24 protein-coding genes and 3 pseudogenes are annotated in these 24,911 nt (G+C 72.2%); 13 read left to right on the forward strand and 14 right to left on the reverse strand.

Annotated elements, in window-relative coordinates; all coding sequences use genetic code 11:
* The first annotated feature begins 56 nt into the window (after positions 1-56).
* The 8 genes from RAN62_RS33070 to RAN62_RS33105 all read left to right on the forward strand — a co-directional run bounded on the left by RAN62_RS33070 (position 57) and on the right by RAN62_RS33105 (position 4,726).
* Positions 57-647 (forward strand): ECF transporter S component, encoded by a 591-nt coding sequence (locus RAN62_RS33070; RefSeq protein WP_305788763.1) that lies wholly within the window; start codon positions 57-59, stop codon positions 645-647.
* A gap of 2 nt (positions 648-649) precedes the next feature.
* Positions 650-2,044 carry an ABC transporter ATP-binding protein gene (locus RAN62_RS33075; protein ID WP_305788764.1) on the forward strand — a complete coding sequence of 465 codons (1,395 nt, stop codon included), beginning with the start codon at positions 650-652 and terminating at the stop codon, positions 2,042-2,044.
* A gap of 22 nt (positions 2,045-2,066) precedes the next feature.
* Positions 2,067-2,852 (forward strand): energy-coupling factor transporter transmembrane component T family protein, encoded by a 786-nt coding sequence (locus RAN62_RS33080; protein WP_305788765.1) that lies wholly within the window; start codon positions 2,067-2,069, stop codon positions 2,850-2,852.
* Positions 2,853-2,997: 145 nt separating this feature from the next.
* A complete protein-coding gene (locus RAN62_RS33085) occupies positions 2,998-3,240 on the forward strand; it encodes a type II toxin-antitoxin system VapB family antitoxin (RefSeq protein WP_305788766.1) in 243 nt (80 codons plus the stop codon).
* Positions 3,237-3,662 carry a PIN domain nuclease gene (locus tag RAN62_RS33090; RefSeq protein WP_305788767.1) on the forward strand — a complete coding sequence of 142 codons (426 nt, stop codon included), beginning with the start codon at positions 3,237-3,239 and terminating at the stop codon, positions 3,660-3,662. Before RAN62_RS33085 ends, RAN62_RS33090 begins: the two co-directional genes overlap by 4 nt.
* 111 nt (positions 3,663-3,773) lie before the next feature.
* Entirely contained in the window at positions 3,774-4,013 is a 240-nt protein-coding gene (locus RAN62_RS33095; RefSeq protein ID WP_305788768.1) for a DUF2191 domain-containing protein, read from the forward strand.
* Entirely contained in the window at positions 4,010-4,435 is a 426-nt protein-coding gene (locus RAN62_RS33100) for a PIN domain nuclease (RefSeq protein WP_305788769.1), read from the forward strand. Before RAN62_RS33095 ends, RAN62_RS33100 begins: the two co-directional genes overlap by 4 nt.
* A 75-nt stretch (positions 4,436-4,510) precedes the next feature.
* Positions 4,511-4,726 (forward strand): hypothetical protein, encoded by a 216-nt coding sequence (locus RAN62_RS33105; protein WP_305788770.1) that lies wholly within the window; start codon positions 4,511-4,513, stop codon positions 4,724-4,726.
* Between the two features lie 92 nt (positions 4,727-4,818).
* On the opposite strand, the gene RAN62_RS33110 is transcribed toward RAN62_RS33105, so the two are convergent.
* Together RAN62_RS33110 and RAN62_RS33115 are read right to left on the reverse strand one after the other, a co-directional pair.
* Positions 4,819-5,319 (reverse strand): hypothetical protein, encoded by a 501-nt coding sequence (locus RAN62_RS33110; RefSeq protein ID WP_305788771.1) that lies wholly within the window; start codon positions 5,317-5,319, stop codon positions 4,819-4,821.
* Positions 5,316-7,052, reverse strand: coding sequence for a PHP domain-containing protein (locus RAN62_RS33115; protein WP_305788772.1), 1,737 nt, complete (start codon positions 7,050-7,052; stop codon positions 5,316-5,318). The genes RAN62_RS33110 and RAN62_RS33115 overlap by 4 nt, the downstream gene beginning before the upstream one ends.
* A gap of 302 nt (positions 7,053-7,354) precedes the next feature.
* Between RAN62_RS33115 and RAN62_RS33120 the strand changes: the two genes are divergently transcribed.
* Positions 7,355-8,020, forward strand: coding sequence for a YceI family protein (locus tag RAN62_RS33120; RefSeq protein ID WP_305788773.1), 666 nt, complete (start codon positions 7,355-7,357; stop codon positions 8,018-8,020).
* Positions 8,021-8,233: 213 nt separating this feature from the next.
* The gene (locus tag RAN62_RS33125) at positions 8,234-10,141 is read left to right on the forward strand and encodes a tetratricopeptide repeat protein (protein ID WP_305788774.1); all 1,908 of its coding nucleotides are present in this window, start codon (positions 8,234-8,236) and stop codon (positions 10,139-10,141) included.
* 110 nt (positions 10,142-10,251) lie between these two features.
* On the opposite strand, the gene RAN62_RS33130 is transcribed toward RAN62_RS33125, so the two are convergent.
* A complete protein-coding gene (locus RAN62_RS33130; protein ID WP_305788775.1) occupies positions 10,252-10,947 on the reverse strand; it encodes a hypothetical protein in 696 nt (231 codons plus the stop codon).
* A gap of 181 nt (positions 10,948-11,128) precedes the next feature.
* Here RAN62_RS33130 and RAN62_RS33135 point away from each other — a divergent pair, with 181 nt between their 5' ends.
* A complete protein-coding gene (locus RAN62_RS33135) occupies positions 11,129-11,431 on the forward strand; it encodes an MTH1187 family thiamine-binding protein (protein ID WP_438874587.1) in 303 nt (100 codons plus the stop codon).
* The gene (locus tag RAN62_RS33140; RefSeq protein ID WP_305788777.1) at positions 11,428-12,105 is read left to right on the forward strand and encodes an HAD family hydrolase; all 678 of its coding nucleotides are present in this window, start codon (positions 11,428-11,430) and stop codon (positions 12,103-12,105) included. Before RAN62_RS33135 ends, RAN62_RS33140 begins: the two co-directional genes overlap by 4 nt.
* A 218-nt stretch (positions 12,106-12,323) precedes the next feature.
* Here the strand turns inward: RAN62_RS33140 and RAN62_RS33145 are convergent, their stop codons facing one another.
* The 3 genes and pseudogenes from RAN62_RS33145 to recO form a co-directional block, all read right to left on the reverse strand.
* Positions 12,324-13,067, reverse strand: coding sequence for a histidine phosphatase family protein (locus RAN62_RS33145; protein WP_305788778.1), 744 nt, complete (start codon positions 13,065-13,067; stop codon positions 12,324-12,326).
* Between the two features lie 303 nt (positions 13,068-13,370).
* Entirely contained in the window at positions 13,371-14,159 is a 789-nt protein-coding gene (locus RAN62_RS33150) for an isoprenyl transferase (RefSeq protein ID WP_305788779.1), read from the reverse strand.
* 187 nt (positions 14,160-14,346) lie between these two features.
* A pseudogene (gene recO, locus RAN62_RS33155) lies at positions 14,347-15,180 on the reverse strand (DNA repair protein RecO); the annotation flags it as partial.
* Positions 15,181-15,287: 107 nt separating this feature from the next.
* Between recO and RAN62_RS33160 the strand changes: the two are divergent.
* Positions 15,288-16,094 (forward strand): DUF4097 family beta strand repeat-containing protein, encoded by an 807-nt coding sequence (locus RAN62_RS33160; RefSeq protein WP_305788780.1) that lies wholly within the window; start codon positions 15,288-15,290, stop codon positions 16,092-16,094.
* A 141-nt stretch (positions 16,095-16,235) separates the two neighbouring features.
* Here RAN62_RS33160 and RAN62_RS33165 read toward each other — a convergent pair whose 3' ends face one another.
* The 8 genes and pseudogenes from RAN62_RS33165 to RAN62_RS33205 all read right to left on the reverse strand — a co-directional run bounded on the left by RAN62_RS33165 (position 16,236) and on the right by RAN62_RS33205 (position 24,907).
* A complete protein-coding gene (locus RAN62_RS33165; protein WP_305788781.1) occupies positions 16,236-17,309 on the reverse strand; it encodes an acyltransferase family protein in 1,074 nt (357 codons plus the stop codon).
* Between the two features lie 76 nt (positions 17,310-17,385).
* The gene (gene era, locus RAN62_RS33170; protein ID WP_305788782.1) at positions 17,386-18,306 is read right to left on the reverse strand and encodes a GTPase Era; all 921 of its coding nucleotides are present in this window, start codon (positions 18,304-18,306) and stop codon (positions 17,386-17,388) included.
* A 488-nt stretch (positions 18,307-18,794) separates the two neighbouring features.
* Positions 18,795-19,163 carry a cytidine deaminase-like protein gene (locus RAN62_RS33175; protein WP_305788783.1) on the reverse strand — a complete coding sequence of 123 codons (369 nt, stop codon included), beginning with the start codon at positions 19,161-19,163 and terminating at the stop codon, positions 18,795-18,797.
* Positions 19,156-20,541 carry a hemolysin family protein gene (locus tag RAN62_RS33180; protein ID WP_305788784.1) on the reverse strand — a complete coding sequence of 462 codons (1,386 nt, stop codon included), beginning with the start codon at positions 20,539-20,541 and terminating at the stop codon, positions 19,156-19,158. The genes RAN62_RS33175 and RAN62_RS33180 overlap by 8 nt, the downstream gene beginning before the upstream one ends.
* A 4-nt stretch (positions 20,542-20,545) precedes the next feature.
* Positions 20,546-21,016, reverse strand: a complete 471-nt coding sequence (ybeY, locus tag RAN62_RS33185) for an rRNA maturation RNase YbeY (RefSeq protein ID WP_305788785.1) — start codon at positions 21,014-21,016, stop codon at positions 20,546-20,548.
* 158 nt (positions 21,017-21,174) lie between these two features.
* Positions 21,175-21,540, reverse strand: a pseudogene (locus tag RAN62_RS33190) (PhoH family protein); the annotation flags it as partial.
* Positions 21,541-22,611: 1,071 nt separating this feature from the next.
* Positions 22,612-23,310, reverse strand: a pseudogene (locus RAN62_RS33200) (PhoH family protein); the annotation flags it as partial.
* A 220-nt stretch (positions 23,311-23,530) separates the two neighbouring features.
* On the reverse strand, positions 23,531-24,907 hold the full coding sequence (locus tag RAN62_RS33205; RefSeq protein ID WP_305788855.1) for a serine hydrolase domain-containing protein: 1,377 nt from the start codon (positions 24,905-24,907) through the stop codon (positions 23,531-23,533).
* Between the last annotated feature and the right edge of the window lie 4 nt (positions 24,908-24,911).

Below are 24,911 nucleotides of genomic sequence, written 5' to 3' on the forward strand. Positions count from 1 at the left end.
TGCCCGGGCTCGCCCGCGCCACGGCGTGCGTCTCCTCCCGACCCCCGGGAGGGCACATGAGCACCACCAACAGCAACCGCTGGCGCACGATCGACATCGTGATCGCCTCGATCATCGCCGTCGCGTTCGGCGTCATCTTCTGGGCGTGGAACATCGTCTGGGGCGCCACCGAGGGCGCCTTCAGCTTCTTCCCGCCCGCGCAGACCCTGCTCTACGGCGTCTGGCTCATGCCCGCCGTGCTGGCCGGCCTGATCATCCGCAAGCCGGGCGCCTCGCTCTACACGGAGACCGTCGCGGCGATCGTCTCCGCGCTGCTCGGTGCGCAGTGGGGCGCCATGGTCATCCCGCAGGGCCTCGTGCAGGGCCTCGGCGCCGAGATGGCGTTCGCGCTGGTCGCGTACCGGTCGTTCAAGCTGCCCGTGGCCCTGCTCGCGGGCGCGCTGACCGGCCTGAGCGCGGCGCTGTTCGACTTCTTCGCCTGGAACGCGGCGTACGCGCTGTGGGACTACCGCATCCCGTACGCGCTGCTCACCGTGGTCAGCAGCACGGTCATCGCGGGCTTCGGCGCGTGGGCGCTGACCCGGGCGCTGGCCCCCACCGGCGTCCTCGACCGCTTCGCCGCCGGCCGCGACCGCGCCCTGGTCTAGCCGTGGCCGACGTCGTCCTGAAGGGCTTCGGCTGGCGCCACGCCGGGCGCCGGGCGTGGGCCGTCCGGGGCGTCGACCTGCACATCCGCTCCGGCGAGCGGGTGCTCCTGCTGGGCCCCTCGGGCGCCGGCAAGAGCACCCTGCTCGCGGCGCTGGCCGGGCTGCTGCCCGCGGACTCCGGCGAGTCCGAGGGCACGGTCGAGGTGCGCGGGCGGCCCGGCATCCTCTTCCAGGACCCGCAGACCCAGCTCGTGATGGCCCGCAGCGGCGACGACGTGGCGTTCGGGCTGGAGAACACCGGCGTGCCCGCGGCCGAGATCTGGCCCCGGGTGAGCGACGCGCTGGATCGCGTCGGGTTTCCGTACCCGATCAATCGCCCGACCCACGCCCTCTCCGGCGGCGAGCAGCAGCGCCTGGCCCTCGCGGGGGTGCTCGCCCTGCGCCCCGGGCTGGTCCTGCTCGACGAGCCGACCGCCAACCTCGACCCCGCGGGTGCGGCGCTTGTCCATGAGGCGCTGTCCTCGTCGCTCACGCCGGACACCACGGTGATCGTGGTCGAGCACCGCGTCTTCCCGGCCGTCGACCGGGTCGTCGTGCTCTCGCCCGGCGGCGGGGTGGAGGTCGACGGCGCACCCGAGGTCGTGTTCGCCGGGCACGGTCCGCGGCTGGCCGAGGCGGGGATCTGGGTGCCGGGCTATCCCCTGCCCCGGCACCAGGCCGTTTCCCCTCCCGCTGCCGCTCTGGTACGGACCTCCGCGGCGGCCGTGGGAATGCGACTACCCCCCACGGATCTGTCCGTCCGGGCCGGTGAGGTCGTGGCGGTGACCGGCCCCAACGGCGCCGGCAAGTCGACTCTCGCGCTGCTCCTCGGCGGCCTGCTGGCGCCGACGTCCGGCCGCGTGTCGGCGTTCGACGACCCGCGTCCGCCGCACAAGTGGCGGGCAGCCTCGCTGGTGCGGCGGATCGGCTCGGTCTTCCAGTCGCCGGAGCACCAGTTCGTGACGTCGCGCGTCTACGACGAGCTGGCGCTGGGTCCGCGTCGGCTGGGGTTGCCACTCGACGTGGTCACGACACTGCTCGAGCGCTTGCGGCTCACCGCGCTGGCGGAGGCGAACCCGTACACGCTGTCGGGGGGTGAGGCTCGCCGGCTGAGCGTGGCGACGGCCCTGGCCACCGCGCCGCGGCTGCTGGTGCTGGACGAGCCGACCTTCGGGCAGGACCGGCGTACGTGGATCGAGCTGGTCGCCCTCCTCGCCGGCCTGCGCGACGAAGGCCACGGCATCGTCGCCGTCACCCACGACGACGCGTTCGTGTCGTCGCTCGCCGACCGGGTGCACGACTTGACGCCGGTCGAGCCGCTCCCCCGGCGCCGTCCGTCCTTCGGGGCGTCTTCTTGAACCTCTTTTTCGGGGCGTCGTCGTGAACCTGGCTCCTGTCGCTTGTGCGGGTGCGCCGCTCGCCCGCCGCAACCCGGTCGCCAAGCTCGGCGCCGCGCTGCTCTTCTCCCTGCCGCTGATCGCCACGCTCGACCCGCTCACCCCCGCCCTCGCCCTGGTGATCGAGCTGGCGGTCCTGCCGCTCTTCGGCGTCCGCTACCGCGTGCTGGCCCGCCGCGCCTGGCCGCTCGCCCTCGGCGCCGCCGGCATCCTCGTGACGATGACCCTCTTCGCCGCCGACCGCGAGGGGACAGTCCTCTTCTGGAACGTCACGACCGGAGTCGCCGCCGCCGCCCTCGGGCTCGTCCTGCGCGTCTTCGCCGTGGCGTTGCCGGGCATCATCGTCTTCGCCACGACCGACCCCACGGACCTCGCCGACGCCCTGGTCCAGAACGTCCGCGCCCCCGCCCGCTTCGCCATCGGCGCCCTGGCCGCCTTCCGCCTGGTCCCGTTGCTCACGGCGGAATGGCAGACCCTGACCCTGGCCCGCCGCGCCCGGGGCATCGACGCCGGCCACAACCCGTGGGCGCGGCTGCGCCTCTTCGCATCGACGGCGTTCGCCCTGCTGGTGGGGGCGCTGCGCCGGGGCGGGCGGCTGGCGACCGCGATGGACGCGCGCGGATTCGACTCAGGGGCGGTCCGCACGTACGCCCGCCGCCAGCACTTCGGCCCGGCCGACGCGGCGCTGGTGGCGGCCGCGGCCCTCGCGTCGGCCGCGATCCTGGCGGTGGCGGTGGTGACAGGCTTCTTCCACCCCGTTCTCGGCTGAGACTTTTGGGTGTCGCACGTCAAGGTGTCGTTGCGCTATAGTCGTACGCAGCCCCGGCGATCCGCTTGCCGCCGCTTCACCCACCCCGCTTCCGGCCGAAGGGCAGAGACACATGACAACCACCCCCTCGCGAGAGGAGACCGCCGTGACCGAGCGTCGCATCGATGTGGACGACAAGGCCCTCGCCGCCGCGGCCGCCTACCTCAAGACGACGAGCCCGGAGGAGACCATTAACGCCGCCCTGCGCCGGGTGGCCAAGATGCTCGACAGCAGCCGGGCCATGGACGAGCTGGTCACGATGGCCAAGAACGGCGACTTCGACCTGCTCCTCGACAAGCGGAACTACCGGCCCCGCCCGACCCTGCCTCCCCTGCGGGAGGAGGCGTGAGCAAGCCCACCTATCTCGTGGACACGAGCGCCTACGCCCGCCTGATCCGCGACCAGGCGAAGGCGAACGAGTGGGACGAGGACCTGACGAACGGCCGGGTCGGCATCTGTTCCTTCACGGAGCTGGAAATCTTCGTCAGCGTCCGCTCTTTGGAGCATCGCCAAGCCGTGGAGCGCGTGCTGCACGAGCGTTTCCCGTGGGTGCCCGTGCCCGACCGCGCGATGCAGCGAGCCCAGGAGGTTCAATTCGCCCTGACCAAGCTCGGTCAGCACCGCTCGGCCGGGCCGGTCGACCTGCTGGTCGCGGCGACGGCGGAGCTGGGGGGGCGGACGCTGCTGCACTACGACCGGGACTTCGCGACCGTGGCCGAGGTGACCGGGCAGCCGGTGCAGTGGATCGCGGAGCCCGGCACCGTCGACTGAGACGAGACCCGACGGCGACCTGCACTCGGCAGTCGCCCATTTTTTCACCCACGAAAAGTCATACGACTAGTTGTCGCCAAGCCAGTATTCTCACGTGAAAGGCAGGAGCCGATGACCACCATTCCCACCAGAGACGAGTCCGTCGTGGCCGAGCACCGGATCAAGCTGGATGAAAACGCGCTGATCGCCGCGGCAAAGTACCTCGACACCGAGTCGCCGGCGGAGACCGTCAACGCCGCCCTGCGCGAGGTGGCCGCCATGTTCAAGCGGCGCGAGGCCTTCGACCGGCTCGCCGCCCGGGGCGCCGCGGGTCAGTTCGACGAGCTCATGCACAAGAAGGACCGCCCGTGACGAGCACGCGCTACCTGATCGACAACAGCTCCTTCACCCGGCTGGCCCACAACCCCGGCCTCCGCGAGAAGTGGCGGAAGGCCATGGAGGACGGCATAGTGGGCGTCTGCGCACTGGCGGAGGTGGAGATCCTCTACAGCGCCCGGGACAAGGCCGAGTTCACCGAGATGCTCCGTGACCTGAGTGAGTCGTTCGTATGGGTCATGACGCCCGACCGGGCTGAGCATCGGTTGCGGGAGGTGCAGAGAGCCCTTGTGGACCGGGGAGCGCACAAGTCGGCCGGGCCGGTTGATCTGCTGATCGCGGCGGTGGCGGAGTTGCAGGGACTGACCGTGTTGCACTACGACCGGGACTTCGCGACCGTGGCGCGGGTGACTGGGCAGCCGGTGCAGTGGGTGGCCGAGCCGGGGAGTGTCGATTGAGTGATTGTTTCCCGGGCGTCGACTGTGGGCAGGTTCTAGGCATCCCCTGATGACGTAGCACGGAGGTTCACCCCCATGAGCGAGCACGAGGTCAACCGCAGCGCCCGGACCGGGAAGTTCGTCAAGGAGAGCACGACCGAGCGGGACCCCAAGGGAACCACGACCGAGCATGTCGGTGGTGACAAGACCGGTGGCGAGCACGAGGTGCACCGCAGCACGACCACCGGGAAGTTCGTGTCGGAGACCACGACCGAGCTGCACCCGGCGACGACGGAGACCCAGAAGGTCTGAGTTTCCGCGCCAGCCTCTGCCCTCCACGGACCTTGTGGAGGGCAGTTTTCGTTCCCGGCAAGCCAGCCCCACAAGAGCCGGCCCGCGAACGGTCAGGCGTGGTCGGCGCAGCAGGGAGTGGGGTGGCGGTTCTCGAAGGGGACCAGTTTGCCACCCGCGGCCGGCATCACGGTGAGGATCAGACGACCGTCGCGCCAGACCGGACGTACGAAATTGTTGGTCTGAAGGGTTGTGTCACGATCCGCCGGGCCACCGCCCAGGACCTCGATCGCGTCGATGGCACTGAGGGCCAGCACCGAGGCCACGGTCAGGTCGCCGACCAGCTTGTCGACGCCCGGATAGATGACCGCGCGGCCCGAGACGCCGTGGGCCGCCGCCGCAGAGGCGCTGGAGTCGCCCAGAGCGGCCGGCACAATCCCGGAGAACTCGAGCGACCACGCCACGTGCGGGCGCGGCGACGAAACCAGGTGCGTGCAGGCGTGGATCGGGGCGGGGTCGAGCGACGCCAGCCAGTGTTCGGCGGTGGCGGTGTCGGGGTGGCCGAGGGTGACCCCGACGACGGTGCCGTCGCCGGGGTCCACAGCGGATGTCACTTGGGCAGGACCCAGATCGGGTTGGTGTAGAACCACAGGTCGCCCCACGGGTCGGCGGCGCCGGCCACATCGAGTTGGGGGCCGTGGGGGTCGACCGCGGCGCCCATGAGGCCGGGCTGGGTGCGGTTGCCGTCGGTGCCGCGCAGCCGCAGATAGAACGGCTTGTCGAGGCGGCCCAGGTTGTAGGTCACCGCGAGCTTCTTCGAGCCGGCCTTCACCTCGTAGGACTTGACGACCTTGGCGGTCGGCGCCTGGAACGTGTCCTTGTCGGCGACGGGCCCGGTGACCTGGCCGACGATGACGTCGACGCGCTGGAGGACCGGCACGAACTGGGCCCAGTTGGGCTGGTCCTGAAGGTCGATCTCGACGGTGAGCTCCGTGGCGGTGCCGCGCTTGACGTGCAGGACGCCCCCGAGCGGCGTACCCGTGAAGGAACGCCGGTCCCCCGCCTGGCGCACGCGGGCGTCCAGGCCCTTGATGAGGCGACCGTGGTCGACCCAGACGCGGCCGGCGCGGAGGCCGTCCATCACCGCCTGGTACGAGAACGAGGTCGCCCCGACCGACGTACGCCCGTAGAAGCCGGGCCAGAAGTCGCCCGCACCCGTGTTGACCGTGCCGGTGTAGACGGGGTCGTTGTACTTGCCGTTGAGCTCGAAGTTGCTCCCCGGCCCGCGGTCGGACTGGTCGAGATAGTTGACGTGGCTGTCCGAGTTGACGGTGATCCACCACGCCTTGCCCTCGGCCAGGAGGCTGTCCCAGAGGCCGCCGACCGTGGCGGTCATCCAGTCGAAGCCGCCCCACGTGCGGTAGCTCTCCAGCGGATAGCCCGGGTAGGACGCGGCCGACGGGTTGTTGTCGTAGTAGCCGCGCGCGCCGCCGCGGCCGTTCGGGGCGGGGATGCCGGCGGCCTGGTGGCCGGGGGCGCCCTCGAAGCCGACGGCGACGGTCGGGTCGGCGTCGCGCCAGTTGCGGATCTCGTGCGGCGAGTCGATGCCGCGGCGGGCCGGGTGGTTGGCGAGGAAGAGGGCGCCGTCGATCTTGCGCTTGCGCACCTGCTCGCCGAGGAACTTGATGCCGGCGATCGCGGTCGCTTCGAGCTGCTCGGTGGTGGCGGTGGCGGGCTGGAGCGAGCCGTCGTACGCGTTCTCGAACTGCTTGAGGACGGCGACCTCGTTCTTGCCCGGCTGCACGAAGACCGTCGCGTGCTCGGCGCCCGGGATGTTCCACTCCAGACCCTGGAAGGTCAGCAGGTCCTTGAGCTCGGCCCGGGTGGCGAGGATGTCGGGGTTGACCTTGTCGACGCCGATCTTCGCGTGGGTGACGCTGCCGTGGTCGGTGATGACAACCCAGTCGAGCCCGTACGCGCGGCCGTGCCGGGCCTGGTCCGCCACCCGGTACTGGGCGTCGGAGCTGTACTGGGTGTGGATGTGGTGGTCGCCGGCGAGCCAGGTGAAGCCGCCCTTCGCCGTGCCGCCGCCCTGCGGCCCGTGGGCGTGCGGGAGCCCGGCCGCCGCCGCGGCCGACGGGGTCGCGAGCACCGAGGCGGCCGCCCCGGCGCCGAGCAGGCCCGCCCCGCGCAGGAAGCCCCGGCGCGAGACGTCGGCCGGCGAGAGCTCGCTGTCGGGCACGCTGAGATCGAGCGCGGGCTCGACGTCGCCGCCGGCGGGCGCGTGGTCGTGATCGTGATCGTGGTGGTGGCCGTGACCCATGTCGGAGGCTCCAAAGATCGACACATGTGACCGCGCCAATGTCGCGGGCGCCGTTCAACGGAGAGTGTCCATGACATGACCGGCGCCTTTCTTTTTCTCGATGAGCGTGATTCTGCCCACGCTTTCACCTCGCAATTCGGGCAAACTCCGGTGCGCCCGCCGCATTCGTGTCGCATGGCTCTCAACCTGCGCATCCAGGAAAGTCACAGGTGCACCGGCGACATACGATCGGGGCAGCGAGGATCATTCAGCGGCCCCCGCCGGTCGAGGTGAGGCCCTGAATAACCCTCGAGAGCGCGGACACCGTCAATGGGGGAACGACACCGATGAATGACCGCCCGACCCGGTTGTGGAATGGCGTCACCATTCCGGAGCCGGGCGTCTACCTTCTCGACGAGGCGCACAAGCGCGTCGGCTTCCAGGCGCAGCACATGATGGTCAGCGTGGTGCGGGGCGAGTTCGCCGACGCGCGCGCCCACATCGTCGTCGGCGAGGACCCGCTGCGGACGACGGTCACGGCCAGCATCCGTACGGGCAGCCTCACCACCCACAACGACGACCGCGACGTCCACCTGCGCGGCCCCGACTTCCTCGACGTCGACCGCTACCCGGCGATCCGGTTCCGCGGCACCGGCCTCACCCGCCAGGAGCCCCGCGACGAGATCTTCATGTGGGCCCGCCTGCGCAACAATCCGCTCACGCGCCGGGGCGCCGGGGCGGCCACCCCGGAGGACGCCGCCCTCAACCCGAACAAGTTCGTCCTGCACGGCGAGCTGACCGTCAAGGACGTGCGGCGGCCGGTGGACGTGCACGTCGACTTCGGCGGCGCCGGCCGCGATCCTTACGGCAACGACATCTTCGGCTTCACCGCCACCGCGGACATCGACCGGGAGGACTTCGGCCTGGTCTGGAACGTCGCCCTCGAGGCCGGCGGCGTCCTGGTCGGCAAGAAGATCCGCATCGAGATCGCCGGCGAAGCGATCCGGCAATAACATGGCCTCGCCTCCGGCTCGGCGGGCACTGCGCCCCGGGGAGCCGATGACTTGAACACCGGAAACGGACGAAGAACCCCGCTTCGCCCGTTTCCGGCGCCCAAGTCATCGACGGGCGCAGTGCGACGTGGGACCGGCCCTGGCGGGCCTGGGTGTGAGGCTGGGCGGTGGCCCTGGCGGGCTTCGGTGGGGGGCATGATCTAGCCTCGCGGGATGGCCGAAGGCGCCGGGACGGCGGTCGAGGAGGCGCACGGGGAGTTGTCGCTCGCCCGTGTCGCCCTCGCGGAGGACGATCTGGCGCATGCCGCGTCGCATCTGGCGGGGGCGCTGGCGCTCGCGCCCGGGCTGCCCGAGGCGCACGAGCTGCTGGCGGCCCTGGCGGTGCGCACGGCCGACAGCGGCCTGTTGCTCTTCCCGCTGCACGAGCCCGCCTTCATCGGTACGGTCGTCGCGCACGCCCACCTGCTCGCCCCCGCCGATCCGGGGCGGGCGCTCGGCCTGCTGGCCCGGGCGACGGCCGCCGCGCCCGAGCAGCCGTGGGCCGACGTGACCTGGGTCCGGGCGCTCGACGCGGGAAGTGTCGAGGGGCAGGCGCTGGCGCAGGTGTTCACCACGGTGATGCGGCCGCTGGGGGATCCGGCGGAGGAGTCCGTGCGTACGGCGAACGAGGTCTATCTCGACCTGGCCCGGCGCGCCGTGGCCGCCCACCCGGACGATCCGATGGTGCACGCGACCGCCGCCGGGGTGGGCCGCCGGCTCGGGGCCACGGGGGCGGCCGTCGTCTGGGGCGCGCGGGCGGTGGAGTTGCAGCCGAGCAAGCTGACCCTGGTCTGGTACGCCTACGCCCTCCGCGCCGACGGGCGCGACGACGACGGGATCGCGGTGCTGCGGGACGCGTACCGGCGCTTTCCGCGTGAGCTGGATCTCTGTGCCGACCTCGCCAACTGGCTCGCCGCGACCGGCCGGGCGGCCGAGGGGATCGCGCTGCTGGAGGAGGCCGTCGCGCGCGATCCCTCGTACGACTGTGTCGTGCACACGTTGCACAGCATGCGCTTCGACGAGGACGGCGACGTTCGTCACTTGATCGCGCTGGCCGACTACACGCGGGACCATCCGCCGTCGGGCCACGAGCACTACGAGCTGGAGACCGCCTGCCGGGGACGGCCGTGGCTGGGCCTGCCGGCCGCCGCGACGGAGGCCTGCGTCAACATGCTCGCGCAGGTGCCGGCCGACGCGGGCGACCTCGGCACCATGGCCCTGTCGGCGCTGGAGGTGCCCAGCGCCCTGTCTCTCGTGCGGCGGCGGTTCCCCGGTGTGACGATCGACATCGGCGGCGAGACACCCCCCGACATGACTTCAGCGGTACGCCCGGGGCGCGCGCTGTGGACGTACACGGGGAAGGTGGCCTCGCCCGCCGTGCCGCCGCCGTCGCAGGAGGCCGTGGAGCTCGCCCGCCGGGTCGTCACGCCGATCTGGGCGCACCCGATCGCGGTCTATGACCAAGCTCTCCCCCTCGGGCAGCTCCCGATCGACGACCTGCTCGGCCTGCTCGTGCACCCGCCGGCCGCCCCGGACGGCTCGGTCGAGCTGCCGCCGGGGTGGTGGGAGCGGAGCGTGCAGGTGTTCGCGGCTCTCGGCGTGCTGCACTCCGCGGAGCCGGGCCGCAACCACCCGACCGACACGACCGCCCACCGCCGGATCCTGGCCGAGGTGGCGTTCGGGGTCGAGGACTGGGCCACCGAGGCGGCACTGTTCGCACTGGTCGTCGCGGCCTGGCTCGACCCGCTGGGCCGGACCGAGGTGGCGGCGACGGTGGCGATGAGGTTCGTCACGGCGGTGCGGGCGGCGCAGGGGCGGGTGGTGACGATCCTCGACTCGCTGGCGGAGCTGGTGCTGATGACGCCGGGGCTGGACGGGGAGGTGCGGGCGCTGGCGCGGGAGGTGCTGACGGCTTCCGCGGCGGCCGATGCCGCGGCTTCGGACGCCGGTTCTCCCGCTGAGTCCGCCGCTGCCGGTCCTGCCGCCGCCGGATCCGCCGCCGCCGACCCTTCCGCCGCCGCTGGCCCTTCCGCCGCCGGGCGGTCTTGGCTCCGGCGCCTTTTCGGGCGCCGGGCCTCCTGACTTCGGGCTGTTCCTCTTGCTCTTTGCCCGGGCCGCCGGTTACTCGGCTTGTTTCTTTACCCGGGCTGCGGGGCTGCGGGGCTGCGGGTTACCGCGGCTGGGGCTGCGGGTTACTCGGCGCCGGGGCCGGCGGGGGCCTTGCCGTTGTCGGCGAAGCCGAACGTCGTGCCCTTGCCCGAGGCGCCCGCGACGGCCTGCACACCCTCGTCGTCCAGGGCCCGGACGTTGTAGCCCTTGTCACCCTTGATTGCGTACCGGAACTTGCCCTCGACCTCGCCCTTCGACTGGATCGTGAAGAGCTGACCGCTGGCCGACGCGTCGCACGGGGCGGCGTCCAGCATGGCGGGCCCGCTGGACTGCATGCTCAGCCCGATGCAGGCCTGCTCGCCGGAGCTGTCCGCCTTGGCCGTACGGATCCAGTGTTTCTCGTCATTGACAGGCACCAGCACGAAGAGCGTCGTGTCGCTGTCGCCGTCGGTCAGCGCGAGGTGACCCTTGTCGTCGACGTGCAGCACGGTCTCGTACGTGTCGGTGGGCGCGATGACGATCTGCCGCTCGCCGTCCAGGACGGGGTTGCCGGTCTTCTCGGGCTTCTCGGCGGTGGCCCCGGCCCCGTCGTCCGCGGCTTCCGTCGTGGGCTCCGCTTCCGCCGAGCCGGCGCCGGTCTCGGCCGCGGGGGTCGTGGCGGACGGCGTGCTGCCCGCCGGGCTCGCGGCGGTGGTGTCGGCCGGGGTGGACGAGCAGGCAGCGAGGGCCAGCACCGATCCTGCGGCGATGGCGGCTGCGGCGACGTGGCGGCGGCGCACTTGGGTACCTCCTGGGGGTGGCGGTCCATGGCCCGGGGGTGGTGGGCGGTCCACGATTCATGCCCGTTGATCGCCGGGGCCGAAACGCGGGTTGTCCTGATTCGACGGATTCCCAACCAAAGGAGGTCGCAGGGCCGGCCGCTTTCCCGGCCGGAGAAGGTTCCCGCTTCGTGCGACGATGGTGACCATGCTGGTTGCCTTCTCCGTCACGCCCATCGGCGTCTCCGAGTCCGTCGGCGATCTCGTCGCGGAGGCCGTCCGGGTGGTCCGGGCCTCCGGGCTGCCGAACCGCACGGACGCCATGTTCACCACGATCGAGGGCGAGTGGGACGAGGTCATGGCCGTCGTCAAGCAGGCCGTCGACGCGGTGGCCGCGCAGGCGCCCCGGGTCAGCGTCTCGCTCAAGGCCGACATCCGCCCCGGTGTCACGGGCGCCCTCACCGCCAAGGTCGAGCACGTCGAGCGCCGGCTGGCCGGGGAGTGAAGCGCCTGCTCGTCATGTGGGACATCGACCACACTCTGCTCAGCGGCGGCGGCGTCGCCGGGCGGGCGTGGAAGGCGGCGTTCACGGCGGTCACCGGGCGCGAATGGCAGGTCACGCCGAGCTTCGCCGGGCGGACCGATCTCGACATCTGCACCGAGGTCTTCGCGAGCCACGGGGTGACGGACTGCACCCCGGACCGGTTCTTCGCCCGGTACGTGACGGAGGTGGACCGGATGCGGCATCTGTTCGCCGAGCAGGGGTCGCTGCTGCCGGGCGTACCGGAGGTGCTGGCCGCCCTCGCCGACCGCGGTGACGTCGTGCAGACCCTCGTCACCGGCAACGTCCCGCAGGTCGCGGCGGCCAAGGTCGCGGCGTTCGGCCTGACCGGCGCCTTCGACGCCGAGGTCGGAGCCTACGGCACGGACGACAGCGTCCGCGCCACCCTGGTGCGCCGCAGCCGGGAACGAGCCGAAGCCAAGTACGGTCCCGGCCTCCGCCCCGTCGTCATCGGCGACACGGCCCACGACGTCGCCGGCGCCCGCGCCAACAACACCCGCGTCGTCGCCGTCGCCACCGGCTCCCAGGACGCCGCCCACCTCCGCCAAGCCGGCGCGGACGTGGTCCTCACCGACCTCTCCGACCTCCCCGCCGCCCTGACCGCCATCACCGCCTGACCCGCTCCCCCAGCCGGCCCGCCGCCAATGGGCACGCTGCCGGGCCGCGGCGGTCAAGCCGGCGCCCGACCACGATCCCGCCGCGCCCCAGCGCCCCGGTTCATTCGCACCGACCGGAACACGGGCTCGTCGTGCCTGGCCTACTCCGGAGCGTGGAGGTCACACGGGCGGCGCCAACCCGGGCGGGAAGCCGGTCCACCGCAACTCGGGTGCGGATGTCACACGGGCGGCGGCAACCCGGGCGGGAAGCCGGTCCACCGCAACTCCGGCGGCAGGTGGGACAGGTCGTTGACCAGCACCACCGCCGCCGGCCGCCCGGGCGACCACCGGATCACGGTCAGCCCGCAGTTGGCCACCGGCAGCCCGAGCCACCGATCGACGGGCGCACCGAGGGCCGCCCGCACGAACCACGCCACCTGGAACGCATGCGTGACCACCAGCTCATGCACGTCGCCCGCCCCGGCCGCACCCCCGGCGGCCCGGTCCGGCCCGTGGTCGACCGGCACCCGAACGAACCCGCCCAGCCCTTGGTCGGCGGGCACCCGAGCAGACCCGGCCGGCCCTTGGTCGGCGGGAACCCGGGCGAACCGCGCCAGCGCCTGGTCAGCGGGAACCCGGGCGAACCGCGCCAGCGCCTGGTCGGCCCACGCCGCCCCGGCCCGTCGCTCCTCGTCCGTGACCTCGTCGAGAAACCCCTCGAAGGCCGGCGGCACCTTGTGCGGCACATGCGGCACGTAGTCACCGACCGCGTCCCACGCCTCCGGCCGCGGACCGTCCCGCCCCTCCGAGACGATCCGCGCAGTCTCGGTCGCGCGCTGCTCGGGGCTGTGAGTGATCGAGTCGAAGGCGACCCCGGCGAGCCGCGCCCCGAGCAGGGCCGCCTGCCGCTGCCCCACCGCCGACAGCCCGCCACCCTCCGCCGCATCGCCGTGCCGGGCCAGATAAAGCCACCGACTGCTCACGACGCGCGCGCCCCGGCGAGACGCCCACCGCCGGCACCGCTGAGGCCACCGACACCGCTGAGGCCACCGAGGCCGAAGCCGAAGCCGCCGAGGCCGAAGCCGAAGCCGAAGCCGCCGAGGCTAAGACCGCCGAGGCCGAGGCCGTCCCGCCAAGCGCCCGACCCGCCGCCGCGCCCACCGAGCCGGAGCCCGTCAAGGCGGACGGCACGGCGAGCACTCACGAGGCGAGCACCGGAGCGACCCCACCCAAAGCGCGTCGCGGGATCAGCACCGCGCCGGCGCCACGGAGGGAGACCGGCGCGGTCACGAGGCCGGCGCCGGGGCGACCGGATTGGGGAGGGCGCCACCGAAGCGGCGGTCGCGCTGGGCGTAGAGCTCGCACGCGTACCAGAGGTGGCGGCGGTCGAAGTCGGGCCAGAGGGTGTCGAGGTAGACCATCTCGGCGTAGGCCGACTGCCACAGCAGGAAGTTGGAGGTGCGCTGCTCGCCGGAGGGCCGCAGGAACATGTCCACCTCGGGCACCTCGGGGTGGTAGAGGTAGCGCTGGATGGTCTTCTCGTTGACCTTGTCCGCCTTGAGCTTGCCGGCGGCCACGTCGCGGGCGATCGCGGCGGCGGCGTCGGCGATCTCGGCCTGGCCGCCGTAGTTGACGCAGAACTGCAGGGTCAGCTTCGAGTTGCCGCGCGACAGCTCCTCGGCGGTCTGGAGCTCGCTGATCACGCTCTTCCAGAGGCGGCCCGCGCGGCCCGACCAGACGATGCGGACGCCGAGGTCGTTGAGCTCGTCCCGGCGGCGGCGGATGACGTCGCGGTTGAAGCCCATCAGGAAGCGGACCTCCTCCGGCGAGCGCTTCCAGTTCTCGGTGGAGAAGGCATAGGCCGACAGGTACGGGATGCCGAGCTCGAGCGCGCCCTCGATCGTGTCGAACAGCGAGTGCTCGCCCTGCTCGTGTCCCTTGGTGCGGGACAGGCCGCGCTCCTTGGCCCAGCGCCCGTTGCCGTCCATGACGATCGCGACGTGCTTCGGGATCGCGTCCTTGGGCAGCGCGGGCGGCGTGGCGCCGGAGATGTGCGGAGTGGGCGGACGTGTCACTGAGAGAACTCCCGTCGGATGGGCTGGGGCGAAGTCACGGCTGCGGCTCCCGGAGGAAGTCGGGGACGGGCGGCGAGTCGCCACGCGGGCGCAGCACAGGCGGAAAATCACCGGACGCGCCGGAGGGCACAGCACCGGAAGCAGCGGGCGAAACGGCGCCGGGCGCAGCAGGCGAAACGGCGCCGGGCGCAGCAGGCGAAACGGCGCCGGGCGCAGCAGGCGAAACGGCGCCACGGGCCGGCGGCCCGGACTCCCGCCGATCGACCAGCGGCAGCGCTCGAAGGTTACGTTCCATGTGCCACTGCAGGTGGGCGGCGACCAGCCCGCTGCACTCCCGGCGCACCGGGGGCTCCGCGGCGTCGGCGACCCCCCAGTCGCCGCCGAGCAGGGCTGACATCAGGCCCAGGGTCGCCGGGGCGGGATGGGCGGCGCCGGGTGGGCGGCAGTCGGGGCAGACCGAGCCGCCGGCGGGCACCGAGAAGGCGCCGTGCGGGCCAGCCTCGCCGCAGACCGCGCACTCCGCGATGGCGGGGGCCCAGCCGGCGAAGGACATGCCGCGCAGCAGGTAGGCGTCGAGCACCAGGCTCGTCGCGTGTTCCCCCACGGACAGCGCCTTGAGCGCCCCGAGCGTCAGTTGGAACAGCCGCAGCGACGGCTCGCGCTCCACCGGCGTCAGCCGCTCGGCGGTCTCGGCGATCGCGCTCGCCGCCGTGTAGCGCGGATAGTCCTCGAGGAACTTCTTGCCGAAAAGGTTGACGCCCTCGACCTGGCTGATCGAGTGGAGGCTGCTGCCGACGCCCTCGGGCGAGCCGGCGAGCTGCAGGTCGATGTGCCCGAAGGGCTCCAGCCGCGCGCCGAAGCGGGAGTTGATCCGCCGGACGCCCCGGGCCACCGCGCGCAGCCGGCCGTGCCTGCGGGTCAGCAGCGTGATGATCCGGTCGCTCTCGCCCAGCTTCTGCCCGCGCAGCACCACCGCGTCGTCGCGGTAGAGCTGGCGTCGATATCCGGATCCGGTGGGCACCCCGACATTCTGCCCCCTGGGTACGACAAACCCTGAGGCGGATCTCAGGGTCGGCTCCGGGGTGAGTCCGGTGGTGTCACCCCGGCCGGGCTCATAGCGTTCGGGGTATGACCGCGAGACTGATCCGCCGGGCCGGGGCGCTCACCCTGGCCGCCGCCGCCACGGCCACCGTTCTCACCGGCTGCGGGGCCGGGGTCGGGGCGAAGCTGACCTACGACGACACGGAGAAGGCGAAGATCACCGACATCGTGATCGACGGGAGCAGCGGTGACGTCGCGATCACGACCGGCGCGGCGGCCGAGACGCGGATCAAGCGGACGGTACGCACGGACGGTCGCGACCCCGAGATCTCCCACCATGTCACGGGCAGCACGCTCGACGTCAGCACCTCGTGCGGGGATCACTGCACCGTCTCGTACGAGATCACCGCCCCGGTCGGCGTCAAGGTCAAGGGCAGTCTCGACTCGGGCGACCTCACCTTGAGCAAGGTCGGGTCGGCCGACGTGCGGGCCGGCTCGGGCGACATCCTGCTCGACCAGATCCCGGGCGACGTGATCGCCCGGGCCGACTCGGGCAGCATCCAGGCCAACGCGCTCGGCGGCGGCACCACCCTCGTGGCGAAGTCGGGTGACGTGATGGCCCACGAGTTGACCGGCGGCAAAGCGGTCAAGGTGACCGTCGACTCCGGGGACATCTCGGTCGGTCTCGCGCAGCCCGCCTCGGTGACCGCCCGGGCCAGCAGCGGCGACATCAACCTCGTCGTGCCGGTGGGTGACTACAAGATCGTCGGGCCCGCCCGGAGGAGCGATGACGGCGACGAGCTGAACACCGACCTGGTCAGCAACCCTTCGGCCCCGAACGTGCTCGACCTCAAGGCCAGCAGCGGCGACGCCAGCGTGGTCACCAGCCCGTGACGCCGGCCCCGGCGACAAGCGAAACAATCGGTCCGGAGGCAACGCGAGGACGACCAACCCTCAAACGGCGGAGGGGACGGCCGGGCATCAAACGGCGGAGGGGGTTACCGGGCATCAAGCGGCGGAGGGAATGACCGGGCCCTAAGCGGCGGAGGACGAGCCGCCCGGGCCGGGAGCGGCCGCCACCGGTACGGGCGGCAGGGCCGGCGCCGGGGACACGGGCGCGGAGCGAGGCCGCCCGCCGGGGAAGAGCCGTGGCGGGCGCCCGGCGGCGAAGTCCTCCACCCAGCCGAAGAGCATGACCGCCACGGCCACCAGCCCGACGACCACGGGAATGCGCCAGCTGAAGCCGTCCCAGCCGCGGGTCGGCAGGCCGTGCCGCTCCGCGAACCACATGACGCCCACGATGATCGGGACGTGCCACAGATAGATCGTGAGCGCCCGCGCGTTGAGAACGGTGACGAGGCGGTTCGAACGGGCGCGGGTGGCGAGCGGGGCGAAGCCCAGGGCGATCAGGATGAAGGCCGCCGACCAGAGGGCGTTGCCGAGCGGGATGTCGTTGAGGTCGTACCCGCGGGGGCCGGGGTGGGTCAGGAACCAGGCCGCGCCGACCGCCGCGAGCAACCCGGCACCGCCGACGAGGATCTTGCGGTTGATCCTGCGCAGCAAGCCGTCGTGGTGGGCGAAGCCGAGCAGCCAGGCGCCGCCGTAGAGCGCCATGTCGTGCAGGATCGGATGCACCGTGAAGTCGCCGAGCTCCAGGATCGCGAGGGCGGCGTAGGGCACGGCGACGGCGAGCCGCGGGAAGCGGCGGAAGACCGGCAGCAGCAGCGGGGACAGCAGCACGAACCAGAGGAAGTCCCGCAGGTACCAGGAGGCGTTGAGCACCATCGCACCCCAGCCGTTGACGGGCGCGTCCTGCACCGGCATGGCCCAGAGGAAGACCCGCCAGTTCCAGTCGAGCCCGGTCAGCAGCATGATCGGTACGGCGATGCCGGCGATGGCCCACAGCGACGGCAACAGGCGGCGCATGCGGCGCTCGACGGCGAGCGGCCCCGACCGGTCGATCGAGGCCGCCATCAGTGAGCCCGCCATGGCGAACATCACCGACATCGCGGGTACGGCGATCGTCAGCGCCGCCCAGCCGGTCGAGTGGTAGATCACCACCCGGGCGATGGCGACCGCGCGCAGTACGTCGAGGTACCGATTCCGCATGGGGTAAAGAGCTATCTAATCGCGCCAAACTGTGCAAATCGTGTGAAGCGTCCCACACATCATGCGAAAAGAGTCGTCAGAAGCCGAGGCGCCGGAGCTGCTTCGGGTCCCGCTGCCACTCCTTGGCCACACGAACGTGCAGGTCAAGGTAGACCTTGCGGCCGAGCAGAGCCTCGATCTCGGCCCGCGCCTTGATACCCACATCCTTCAGCCGCGAACCCCGCGTGCCGATGACGATCGATTTCTGGCTGTCCCGTTCGACGTACACGTTCGCGTAGATCTTGAGCAGATTTCCCTCGGGAATCATCTCCTCCACGAGCACCGCGATCGAGTGCGGCAGCTCGTCGCGCACGCCCTCGAGCGCCGCCTCGCGCACCAGCTCGCCGATGAGCACCTGCTCCGGCTCCTCGGTCAGCACGTCGTCGGGATAGAGCGGTGGCGACTCGGGCAGGTGCTTGACGATCACGTCGACCAGCGTCTCGACCTGGTGCCCGGAGACCGCGCTGACCGGCACGATCTCCGCGAAGTCGTACAGCCGGCTGACCGCCAGCAGCCGCTCGGCGAGCGTGGCCGGATCGACCAGGTCGACCTTGGTCACCACGGCGATGACGGTCGCCTTGAGCTCGGCGATCTCGGTCGAGATGAACCTGTCCCCGGCGCCGACCGGCTCGTCCGCCGGGAAGCAGACGCCGATCACGTCGACCTCGCTCCACGTCTCGCGGACGAGGTCGTTGAGCCGCTCCCCCAGCAGCGTGCGCGGCCGGTGCAGACCCGGGGTGTCGACCAGCACGAGCTGGGCGTTCTCCTGGTGCAGCACGCCCCGGATGACGTGCCGGGTGGTCTGCGGCTTGTTCGACGTGATCGCGATCTTCTGCCCGACGATCGCGTTGGTCAGCGTCGACTTGCCGGCGTTCGGCCGCCCGACAAAACAGGCAAACCCGGCGCGATATACGTCATCGCGAGCCTCCTGCCGCGACGCCGCCTTGTGCCGGTGCACCTTCTGCTCGGTACGCCGACCAGCCGGCCTGTCCGACCCCGGCCCCGCCGCGTCGGGCTGCCCGGCGCGCTCCCGCGTCTCCGCCCGCTGCGCCGCCGAGTGCCGAGGCTTCCGCCCGCCCGACTTTCCGGATTTGTCGGACGGCCCAGCCTCGCCCGCCGCCGCCCGAGTGTCCGCCCCGCCCGCCAACTTCCGGGCATCCGCCGCGCCCGCCGGCTTCCGGGCATCCGCGCCGCTCGCCGGCTTCCGGGCATCCGCGCCGCTCGCCGGGCGCCGGGGCTGACGGGTCTCGCCCGCCGCCTGCCGTCGCTTCTCCGCCTGCCGCTCCCGCCGCCGCAGCTCGTTCCGCTCCCCGGCCGTGAGGCGCCGCTCGTCCGGCACAGACCTCCGCTCCCCCGAGGTGGAGGACCGCTCACCGGAAGAGGACCGCCGCTCCCCGGAAGAGGACCGCCGCTCGCCGGAAGTGGACCGCCGCTCGCCCGAGTCGCTCACTCCGTCACCGTGCCCCGGAGCGTCCCGTCCAGGTCCGCCACGTAAATCGGGGCCCCGGCGCCCAGGTCACGCACCGCCGCGTGGCCGGCCCCGTCGAGCGTCTCCGCCGCCGTGGCCACCGCCGCCGCCTCGAGGCTCTGGGCCCCCGCCGCCACGGCCGAGGCCACGGCCAGCTGCAGGGCGGTCACCTGCAGGCTCGGCAGGGCGACGGTCGCCGCGGCGTACGTGCGGCCGTCCTGGTCGCGTACCGATGCTCCCTCGGCCGCACCCACCCGGGCGCGCGCGCCGCGGGCCAGCGTGACCAGCTTCGCGTCCTCGGCGCCCAGCTCGGTCTCGGTGGCGTCCGGAATGGTCTTCTCAGGCATCGGCGTGCTGTCTTTCCTCGGTCTCGGGGGTGTTCTCGGTGCCGGTGGACTCCGCCGGCTCGGTCTCGGCCCGGCGCACCAGCACCGAGTCGATGCGGTTGCGGCGGCCGGTCGTGCCCTCGGCCACCAGGTGCAGGCCGCCCACGTCGACCGTGGCGCCCGGGATCGGCACCCGGCCCAGCGTCTGCGCGAGCAGGCCGCCGACCGTCTCGACCTCGTCGGCGGGCAGCTCGACCCCGAACACCTCGCCCAGGTCCTCGATCGGCAGCCGCGCGGTCACCCGCACCGCGCCGTCGTCGAGATGCTCGATCGGGGGCCGCTCGACGTCGTATTCGTCGGTGATCTCGCCGACGATCTCCTCGAGGATGTCCTCGATGGTGACCAGGCCGGCCGTCCCACCGTACTCGTCGACGACGATCACCAGGTGGGTGCGGGCCGCCTGCATCTCCGACAACAGGTCGTCGACCGGCTTCGACTCGGGCACGAACGTCGCCGGGCGCATCACCTCGGCCACCGGCATCGCCGGCGCGGCCGGGTCGCCGTTCTGCGTGCGCCGGATCACGTCCTTGAGATAGAGCACGCCCAGCACGTCGTCGACGCTGTCCCCGATCACCGGGATGCGCGAGAAGCCCGACCGCAGGAAGAGGAAGAGCGCCTGCTCCAGGCTCTTGGGCGCCTCGATCCACACCATCTCGGTGCGCGGCACCATCACCTCGCGGGCGATCGTGTCGCCGAGCGCGAAGACCGAGTGGATCATCTCCCGCTCACCGTGCTCCACGACGCCGCGCTGCTCGGCGAGGTCCACGAGCTCGCGCAGCTCCACCTGGCTGCCGAACGGGCCCTCGGGGAACCCCTTGCCCGGCGTCACCGCGTTGCCGATCAGGATCAGCAGCGAGGCGAGCGGGTTGAGGACGCGGCCGATCCAGCGCACGAGCGGGGCGGTCGCGCGGCCGACGGCATAGGCGTGCTGGCGCCCCACCGTGCGCGGCGCCACGCCGACCACGACGAAGCTCACCACGGTCATCGCCCCGGCCGTGACCAGCGCCGAGCGCCAGCCCACGCCCCAGCTGTCGACCGCCACCAGCGCCACCAGCGTGGTCGCGGTCAGCTCGCACAGCAGGCGCAGGAGCAACAGCAGATTCAGATGACGTACGACGTCAGCGGCGACCGCGGTCAGCGCGGCGGCTCCCCGCTGCCCCTCCCGCTCCATCTCGGCGGCCCGCGCGGGCGAGACCGTGGCCAGGGCCGCGTCGGTCATCGAGGCCAGACCGGCCAGGAACACCAGGACGACAGCCGCCCCGATCAGTTGCAGATCCGGCAGCCCGGCAGGCGCGGCCGCGCTCGCCCCCTCGGCGAGCACGGCCCATGATCGCTCCATCGGCTCAGCCGGCCCGCCGCCCGGAGCGCCAGCTCTGCAGGAGCCGCGCCTGGAGCCCGAACATCTCGCGCTCCTCCTCGGGCTCGGCGTGGTCGTAGCCGAGCAGGTGCAGCACGCCGTGCACGGTCAGCAGGTGCAGCTCGTCCGCGGCGGTGTGCCCGGCGGCGACGGCCTGCTTGGCGGCCACCTCCGGCGCGAGCACGATGTCGCCCAGCAGCGCGGGCTCGCCGGCGCCGGCCTCGCCCGGCCCGTGGTCGACGCTGCCCTCGTCCATCGGGAAGGCGAGGACGTCGGTGGGGCCCTCGCTGCCCATCCACCGATGGTTGAGCTCGGCCATGTAGTCGATGTCGATGAGCAGGATCGACAGCTCGGCGAGCGGGTTGACCCCCATCTCATCGAGTGCGTGCCGGGCCACCGCGAGAATCGCGTCGGTGTCGACCTCGACTCCCGACTCGTTGCCGATCTCGATGGACATGTGGTGCTCAACCCCAGCTTCCGGATCAGTGGCGCCGGACGGGACGCCCGGCGGCGGCAGATGTCAGTGTGCCTCTGTGCAATTCTGACGAACGCCCCCGGACCGGGCGAGCCCCGGTCCGGGTTTTGTGACAGCTGAATCAGATTTGGTGACAGATGTCAGCGGCGCCGGTCGGGCCGTCCACCGCTGGCCTTCCGCCCGGGCACGGCCCGCACGCCCTGCTGCCCGGCCTCTTCCCGGTCGGCGTCGAAGCGCGCGTAGGCGTCGACGATCTCCGCCACCAGCCGGTGCCGCACCACGTCGGTCGACGACAGCTCGGCGAAGTGCACGTCGTCGACATTGCGCAGGATCTCCCGCACGAGCCGCAGCCCGCTGGTCGTCCCGCCGGGCAGGTCGACCTGGGTGATGTCGCCCGTCACCACGATCTTGGCCCCGAACCCGAGCCGGGTCAGGAACATCTTCATCTGCTCGGGCGTGGTGTTCTGCGCCTCGTCCAGAATGATGAACGCGTCGTTGAGCGTGTTGTGGGTGACGATCATGTCGTTCGTGACGTAGAGCGAGTCGGCTGCGGCCACCGAGATGCAGACGGTCTCCGCCTGCCCCGCCGGCTCGATCGATTCGATGAAGCGCATCGGCCGTCCGCCGCCGATGGCGTCATAGGCGGCCCGCTTGCGCCCGAGCCGGAACGGCTGCACCCCCGCCGGGAGACGGATGTCCAGCACATAGGCATCGTGACGGTGAGGCACCGGCCGGCCGGCGGCGAACCCGGGCTTGCGGCCCTCCGCCGGACGCGACCGCCAGTAGGCGACGCCGCCCAGCGATCGGACCAGGAACACCACGTCGTCCCGCAGCTGCGCCGAACACGTTACGTACTGGATGCGGCAGGTGCGCCCACGCTGGGTCACGGGTCCGCCGTCACTGTCAAGCAGGCCCTGCAGCACGGCCAGACGTACGGCCGCGCTGTTCAACCTGTACGCCTCGGGCACGAACTTGGTCTCGGACCGGCTGCCCGCCAAGCCGAGCTTCCGCAGCGTCAGCGTCACCGGGTTGGTGACGATCACACCACCACGCCCGCCCGCCCTGTTGCGCAGGACGTAGTCGACCCCGCCCTTGTGCCGGACTTCGATCCCGGGCAACGCGGCCTCGAGCGCCTTGGCCAGCTCCGGGTCCGCGGTGGCGAACGCCGGCGTGGTGCTGGTCGTCAAGCAGCCGTCGCCGAGGAGCAGACCCAGCGCGTACGGATCCATCGGCACGTCCTGCGACACGAACTCGACCGCGTCGACCAGTGGCAGTTCGTACCGGTGAACGTGGCCGCGACGCACGTTGCCGATCATCTCCCGGGTCTCCAGAGTCCGCGCCGGGCGGCCGTGGCTCCGATCGTCCGGGGTGCGCACGGTCCAGAGGTGCTCGCCGCAGGCCAGTGTCGAAGCCCCGTCCTGAGTCGTCAGCCGGTAGACGTCCTTGACGCCCTGCGGATAGACGCCCAGCACCGGGGTGGGCAGACCGTCCGAGCCCACGACGAGGTCGCCCACACGCAGCTCGCCGATGGCCCGCCAGCCATCCGGCGTCAGGACCGGGGAATCGACGGGCTGCGCCCGGCCGCGCATGTAGGCCAGGGGCGCGACCTCGATCGTGCCGGCCTGCATGAGGCGCGGGATCGTCTCGGGGTCGAGCATGTCGTGCAGCGCGTCGTAGAGCGGGCGCAGGTAGGGGTCGATCTTCTCGTTGAGCGTGCCCGGGAGGAAGCCGAGCCGCTCGCCCGCCTCGACCGCGGGACGGGTGAGAATGATGCGGTTGACCTGCTTGGCCTGCAACGCCTGCACGGCCTTGGCCATGGCCAGGTAGGTCTTGCCGGTGCCGGCGGGGCCGATGCCGAAGACGATCGTGTTCTCGTCGATGGCGTCGACGTAGTGCTTCTGGCCCAGCGTCTTGGGGCGGATGGTGCGCCCGCGACGGGACAGGATGTTGAGGGTGAGCACCTCGGCCGGGCGCTCGGCGGTGTTCTGCTCGAGCATGGCGACGGTGCGCCGCACGGCGTCCACGCTCAGGGTCTCGCCCTTCTCGATCAGCTCGATGAGCTCCGAGAAGAGCCGCTCCGCGGTGGCGTTGTCCGCGGGCGCGCCGGTGATGGTGATCTCATTGCCGCGTACGTGCACGTCGCTGGCCAGGGTTCGCTCGACGAGCCGCAGGATCTCGTCCTTGGGGCCGAGCAGGTTGACCATGATCTTCGGGTCGGCGACCGAGATCCTGGTCTGCACCCGAGCGCCAGCGCTGCTGTGGTCGGTGCCGGTCATAGGGGCGGCCGTGAGGCCTGTGCCACCTGCTCTCTGTCTTAGTCGTCTTAGTCCCCGCCGCTGGTCGGCGGCGTGCCTGAGGTCGTGCCATCGTATCCGCTCCGGGCCGCCCCCGCCGAGGCCATTACCGCCCGTTTCGGCGGCCGGAAGGTCACGGTGAGGTACTGCTCGAACCCGGACGCGGGAGACGCGGACGAGGTCTCGCCCGGGTACCGGAGCTTCAAGCCCCCTCGGAGACCCAGACGCCGTCGAAGCCTTCCTGACGACGCGTGAAGCGATATGTGGCCCAGTGCATCCGGACCACCTCGCCCGACGGGTCGCGGGTCAGGCGCAGCAGTTCACCGGTCTCGCGGCCGGAGACCGTACGGAGGATGTCGGGGTTGTCGGGGAGCGGGCGGAAGACCGAGGGCGGGAGGTCCGCCGGGGCCTCCGCGCCGCGGGCCTGCAGCGCGCCGTCGTGCCAGCTGAAGATGTGCGGGAAGCCCTCGCCCCACCAGGGCCCGAGGACGGACCGGTAGAGAGCGGGGGCGGGCCGCCCGGGCCGCCACGGCACGATGTCGGCGGGGTCGTCCTCGACGCTGGCCTGCAGCAGCTCGTGCACCAGGGCGTTGATCTCGCCGGCCGTCCCGGAGGAGCCGAGGACCGCCGCGCCGAGGGCGCCGGGGTTGCCGTCGCCGCCGCGGCGGCCGTAGACGCCGGCGAGGAAGCCGGGCATGGCGCCGTCGTGGCCGACGTGCACGATGCGCCGGCCTTGCGGGACGAGGATGAGGCCGAGGCCGAAGCCGCTCGCCCAGACGGTCTCGTCGCGGGTGGTCAGGGGCCAGCGCATCTCGTCGAGGGTGGCGGGGGCGAGGACCCGGGCGCCGGGGTCGACGAGCTCCGGGGAGGCGAGGAAGGCGGCCCAGCGGGCCATGTCGCGGGCGGTGCTCCAGAGCTGGGCGGCGGGGCCGGCGCCGCGCATGTCGAAGGGAGGCTCGGGGCGGGCGGCGTCGGAGTACGCGTCGACGAGCCAGCCGGTGACCGCCCGCTCGGTGGGGTCGACGGTGGTCTCGGTGAGGCCGAGCGGGTCGAGGATGCGCTCCTGGAGGACCGAGGCCCACGTGCCGCCGCGGAGCCGGGCGACGAGCTGGCCCAGCACGGCGAGCCCGAGGTTGGAGTAGTGGAAGCGGCGCCCGTCGGGCAGGACCCGCTCGGCCCGGTCGAGCTCGGCGAGGAGCTGCCGGTCGTCCGGGGTGACGAGGGTGTCCCAGACGTCGCCGTGCGGCTCGCGCTGATAGCCGGCGGTGTGCGAGAGCAGCCGGCGGACGGTGGCGGTGCCGTGGGCGGGCACGTCGAGGTGGGCGGCGATCGGGTCGTCGAGGTCGAGCAGGCCCTCGTCGCGGGCCTGCAGGACGAGGACGGCGGTGAACGTCTTGGTGACCGAGCCGATGCGGAAGCGGCTGCCGGCGTCGAGGGGATGGCCGGTGCCGGACTCGCCGACGGTGAGGGTCCACGGGTCGCGGTCGGCTCGGTGCACGGCGACCGACAGCGCGGGGACGCGGCCGTCGGCCTGGGCCCGGCGGGTGGCTCGGTCGAGGCGCTGCCGGGCGGCGGTCAGACGT

The organism is Symbioplanes lichenis (assembly GCF_030709675.1).
Classification (GTDB): Bacteria; Actinomycetota; Actinomycetes; order Mycobacteriales; family Micromonosporaceae; genus Actinoplanes; species Actinoplanes lichenis.

Excerpts from the sequence above, each read along its gene's own strand:
- RAN62_RS33070 (WP_305788763.1), top strand. The coding sequence starts at position 57 with ATGAGCACCACCAACAGCAACCGCTGGCGCACGATCGACATCGTGATC.
- RAN62_RS33095 (WP_305788768.1), top strand. The coding sequence starts at position 3,774 with ATGACCACCATTCCCACCAGAGACGAGTCCGTCGTGGCCGAGCACCGG.
- RAN62_RS33105 (WP_305788770.1), top strand. The coding sequence starts at position 4,511 with ATGAGCGAGCACGAGGTCAACCGCAGCGCCCGGACCGGGAAGTTCGTC.
- RAN62_RS33120 (WP_305788773.1), top strand. The coding sequence starts at position 7,355 with ATGAATGACCGCCCGACCCGGTTGTGGAATGGCGTCACCATTCCGGAG.
- RAN62_RS33125 (WP_305788774.1), top strand. The coding sequence starts at position 8,234 with ATGGCCGAAGGCGCCGGGACGGCGGTCGAGGAGGCGCACGGGGAGTTG.
- RAN62_RS33160 (WP_305788780.1), top strand. The coding sequence starts at position 15,288 with ATGACCGCGAGACTGATCCGCCGGGCCGGGGCGCTCACCCTGGCCGCC.
- RAN62_RS33165 (WP_305788781.1), bottom strand. The coding sequence starts at position 17,309 with ATGCGGAATCGGTACCTCGACGTACTGCGCGCGGTCGCCATCGCCCGG.
- RAN62_RS33175 (WP_305788783.1), bottom strand. The coding sequence starts at position 19,163 with ATGCCTGAGAAGACCATTCCGGACGCCACCGAGACCGAGCTGGGCGCC.
- RAN62_RS33180 (WP_305788784.1), bottom strand. The coding sequence starts at position 20,541 with ATGGAGCGATCATGGGCCGTGCTCGCCGAGGGGGCGAGCGCGGCCGCG.
- ybeY (WP_305788785.1), bottom strand. The coding sequence starts at position 21,016 with ATGTCCATCGAGATCGGCAACGAGTCGGGAGTCGAGGTCGACACCGAC.